The following is a 4375-nucleotide window of genomic DNA, read 5'->3' on the forward strand; positions in this document are numbered from 1 at the left end:
GATCTTCTCCTACTTCTGCTTCAGCGTCCGGTCAGCGCTCGGCGAGGAGGCGCTTGATCCGCTTCGTGTCGCTGGGGTGAACGTCCACATCCCGATCGAGCCGGTGCTTGCGGTTCGACGACTTCGACTCGAACTTGTGCTGGTTGTTCTGGTGTTCGTGACGGAGCTGTCCCGTCCCGGTCTTCTTGAACCGCTTCGCGGCCGTCTTCGATGTCTTCATCTTCGGCATCTCAATCTCCTTCTGATTCAGCCGTAGCGCCTTCGCTCACGGCCTCGGCCGCAGCTTCCTTCTCGGCAGCGATCGCTGCCTTCTTCATGGCCTCTTGGGCCTGCTTGTCCGGGGAAAGCACCATCGACATCGCGCGCCCTTCGAGCCGCGAGCGGCTGTCGAGTTTCGCGGCCGGACCAACGGCTTCGATCACGTCGTCGAGGATCTTCGCACCGAGTTCCGGGTGAGCCATCTCACGGCCACGGAACTGCAGTGTGACCTTGACCTTGTGACCCTCGTCGATGAAGCGGATCACGTTGCGGGTCTTGGTGTCGAAGTCTCCCTTGCCGATCTTCGGGCGGTACTTGACCTCCTTGACCGACACGTTGGTCGACTTCTTGCGCGCCTCTTTGGCCTTCTGGTCTTCCTCGTACTTGAACTTCCCGTAGTCCATGATTCGACAGACGGGTGGTTTGGCTTGAGGGGCGACCTCGACGAGATCGAGGTCGAGCCCGCGGGCCATCCTCAGCGCCTCGGGGACCGCCTTGATTCCGAGCTGGTCGCCACTGGGTCCGATCAAACGGACTTCGCGGCTGCGGATGCGGTCGTTGACGCGGTGCTGTTCGCCACGCGGTTCTGGTCGTCGCGGTGCTATGAGACTTCACTCCTGTGCAATGGGCCTCCCCATGATGAATGTTGGTGCTCGACGCGAAGTCCGCGGAGCGACCGACACTCGACCGATCACGTGGATCGGCCGGTGGCTGTCTCAGCCTCAGTACCTGTGTCACGGTGCCGCGATGTCGCTGCGAGGAGTGGACAGGTGGGGACTCGCGTCCCACTTCGCCTCAGTTGTGCCCCGGTAGGGTACCGCGCGTGAGCGACGAAACCTCTGAGACCGAATCCACCGACACCCCGGGCTTCTCGGGCGAGATTCCCGGGCTCGAGGACTTCCGGTCCGAGTTCGAGCAGTTGACGCCCGAGCAGCAGCAGGAGATCGCCGAGGCCCAGCAGGCCATGGAGGAGAGCCGTCAGCGACTCGCGTCGGTGCCCGCCGAGGTCGTCATCACCAACCACGTGATGGGACTCTACGAGCTGGCCGCGATCCACCTCTCGGCCGAGGAGCCGGATCTGGTTCAGGCCGCGCTGGCCATCGACGCGCTGGCGTGTCTCGTCGACGGGCTCGGTGACCGCCTCGGGCCCGAAGCGCCGACGATGGTCGGTGCCCTGCAGAACATCCGCCTCGCGTTCGTCCAGATCAAGGGCCAGACCGCCCAATCCCCCACCTGACGCCCGAGATTCTCGTCGCGTTTCGCGTCGATCGGCGGGCCAGATCGCGACGAGATCGCCGGAGCTGATCACCGAGGCTTGACGCCCTCGTCCACCCCCCACGCCTCCCCTTTCGCGCGACCGTGATCGCTCCCGCGTCTAGTGTCGAAGTCCCAGTTGGGTCGGAATGGGCAAAGGGAGACCCGGATGTCCGCGATGTTGTATGCGATCGGAGCGTGGGCGTTCGCCGCGCGCCGGCTCGTTCTCGGCGTCTGGCTGCTCATCCTGACCGTCATCATCGTGATCGCAGGTGTGGTCGGAACGGGGCCGGACAACACCTACGAATTCCCCGGAACGCAGTCGCAGGATGCCCTCGATTCGCTGGCGCGCACGTTCCCCCAGTTCGCCGGCACCTCCGCCCAACTCGTCGCCGTCGCTCCGTCGGGTGGCGACGTCACGTCCGCTGACTTCCACGCGGCCGTCGAATCCGCGATCGCATGCCTCGAGACCGTCCCGCAGGTCAGCGCGGTCACCGATCCCTACCAGACGAGCTCGAGCGGCGCCGGCGACTCGGACGACTCCAGCGGTTCGAGCGACTCGGGGGGATCGAGCGACACGTCGGGTTCGACCGACCCGGCCGGCTCAAGCGGCACCACCGACTCGACCGACTGCAGCGATCCAGATGGTGCCTCCGGTGCGGCCGACGTCGCGAACTCGACCGACACGACCGACACGACCGACACGACCGACACGACCGACTCGGCTGACGCGACCAGTTCGGCCGACGGCACCGGCGGATCGAGCAGCGATGGCGGTACGAGCGCGACCAGCGACCCGACGCCGAACATCGCCCCGAACAACTCCGCCGTCCTCGTTTCGATCCAACTCTCGGTCGGTGTCACCCAGGTCCTGGAATCCACGTCCGACGAGATCCAGGACCAGGGTCAGGCCCTCGAAACGGCACTCCCCGAGGGATCGACGGTGGCCGTCGGGGGCCAGCTCTACTCGCAGCCCGACGCCGGGGTCGGGATCAGTGAGCTGGCTTCGCTCGGCATCGCCCTCGTCGTCCTGCTCTTCACGTTCGGAGCGATCGCAGCTGCCGGGATGCCGCTCGTCACGGCGATGATCGGTGTGGGTGCATCGGTGGGAATCGTGTACACCGCGACGCGATTCCTGACGATCACCTCGACCGCGCCGTTGCTCGCGGTGATGCTCGGCATCGCTGTCGGGGTCGACTACGCCCTCTTCATCATCTCGCGCCACCGGGACCAACTCCGGGAGGGCATGACACCGGAGGTCTCGGCGCCTCGCGCGGTCGCAACGGCGGGATCGGCGGTGGTCTTCGCCGCGGCGACGGTGGTCATCGCTCTCCTCGGCCTGGCCGTGGCACAGATCCCGTTCCTCACGATCACGGGCATCGCCGCGGCGATCGCCGTGGCAACCGCTGCGCTCGTTGCACTGACTCTCACACCAGCGTTGCTCGGCTTTGCCGGAGACAAGGTGCTTCCACGTCGGCAGCGGACCACCGGGCCGACGGGCGACAACGACGAGACCGACACCGGGATCGGCGAACCGGACGCGGACGAGGTGGATGCCGGGCCCGGTGAGCCGAACCCGGCAGTTCCGCCCTCCGCCACAGCGACGGCCGACCCGGCCGACCCGGCCGACCCGGACGTGACGAGCGACCCGCACGACCCGGACGAACCGAGCGAAGCGCTCGGGAGCGGGTTCTTCTTCCACTGGGTGCGCACGGTCACGAAGGTGCCACTCGCGACCGTCGTGATCGCGATCGTGCTCCTCGTGATCGCGGCGTGGCCGGCGCAGAATCTGCGGCTGGCACTGCCCGACGCGGGCACGTTGCCGACGGAGGAACCGGGACGCGAGGCCTTCGACCTCATCTCGGACAACTTCGGTCCCGGATACAACGGCCCCTTGTTGATCACGGGCTCGGTCATCCAGAGCACGGACCCCGTGGATCTCGTCCAGGACCTCGCCGACGACATCGCCACGACACCCGGCGTGGTCCTGGTCCCCGTGGCCACCCCCAACCAGGATGGCGACACGGCCGTGATCCAGGTCATCCCCGACGGCGCACCCGACTCCGAGCAGACCGAGGAACTCGTCCAGACGCTGCGCGCCCAGGGGCCACGCATCCTCGAGGAGTACGAAGTGGACCTGTCGATCACGGGCTCGACGGCGCTCGGAGTCGACATCTCGGTCCGGCTCACAGACGCCGTCGTTCCGTTCGGCCTCCTCGTGGTCGGCCTGTCGCTCGTGCTGCTGATGATGGTCTTCCGCTCCATCGTCGTGCCGGTGACGGCCGCGCTCGGGTACGCACTCTCGATCGCAGCCGCCCTCGGCATCGTCAGCCGCGTGTTCATGGACGGGCTGCTCGCCGGGCCGCTGGGGGTCGCCCAACTCGGATCGGTGACGAGCTTCGCCCCGATCATCATCATGGGTGTGCTGTTCGGTCTCGCCATGGACTACGAGGTCTTCCTCGTCAGCCGGATGCAGGAGGACTACGTCCATCATGGGGAGCCGCGCGGCGCCATCGAACGTGGCTTCCAGGCCTCGGCACGGGTGGTCACCGCTGCGGCGATCATCATGACCGCCGTCTTCGCGGCGTTCATCCGGGGCGGGGAGGCCTCGATGCAGCCCATCGCACTGGGGCTCGCGGCGGGCGTCGCCATCGACGCCTTCATCGTGAGGATGGTGCTCATCCCCGCCGTCCTCGCGCTCTTCGGACACAACGCCTGGTGGCTCCCCGCATTCCTCGACCGGTTGCTTCCGCACGTCGACGTCGAGGGACAGGGATTGGCGCGCGAGGACGAACTCGCGAACTGGCCGCATCCGGGCCCGGGAGCGGCGATCGCCCTCGAGGGCGTGCTGACCGCGGGCATG

At 67.0% G+C, this 4375-nt stretch carries 4 protein-coding genes; 2 read left to right on the forward strand and 2 right to left on the reverse strand.

Features of this window, described 5'->3' with window-relative positions; translation table 11 throughout:
- Window positions 1-31: 31 nt before the first annotated feature.
- Both rpmI and infC read right to left on the reverse strand, forming a co-directional pair.
- A complete protein-coding gene (gene rpmI / locus WBV89_RS06945; protein WP_423980603.1) occupies window positions 32-229 on the reverse strand; it encodes a 50S ribosomal protein L35 in 198 nt (65 codons plus the stop codon).
- 1 nt (window position 230) lies between these two features.
- Entirely contained in the window at window positions 231-863 is a 633-nt protein-coding gene (gene infC, locus WBV89_RS06950; RefSeq protein WP_423980606.1) for a translation initiation factor IF-3, read from the reverse strand.
- A 218-nt stretch (window positions 864-1081) separates the two neighbouring features.
- Here infC and WBV89_RS06955 point away from each other — a divergent pair, with 218 nt between their 5' ends.
- Both WBV89_RS06955 and WBV89_RS06960 read left to right on the forward strand, forming a co-directional pair.
- Complete coding sequence (locus tag WBV89_RS06955) at window positions 1082-1495, forward strand: hypothetical protein (protein ID WP_423980604.1); 414 nt, start codon at window positions 1082-1084, stop codon at window positions 1493-1495.
- A 186-nt stretch (window positions 1496-1681) separates the two neighbouring features.
- A partial coding sequence (locus WBV89_RS06960; RefSeq protein ID WP_423980605.1) for an MMPL family transporter occupies window positions 1682-4375 on the forward strand: 2694 nt, incomplete at its 3' end.

Origin of the sequence: Ilumatobacter sp. (assembly GCF_049588435.1) — a bacterium.
In the GTDB taxonomy this organism is placed as follows: Bacteria; Actinomycetota; Acidimicrobiia; order Acidimicrobiales; family Ilumatobacteraceae; genus Ilumatobacter_A.

Bases quoted from the DNA above. Each gene is read 5' to 3' on its own strand.
- rpmI (WP_423980603.1), bottom strand. From the start codon at position 229: ATGCCGAAGATGAAGACATCGAAGACGGCCGCGAAGCGGTTCAAGAAG.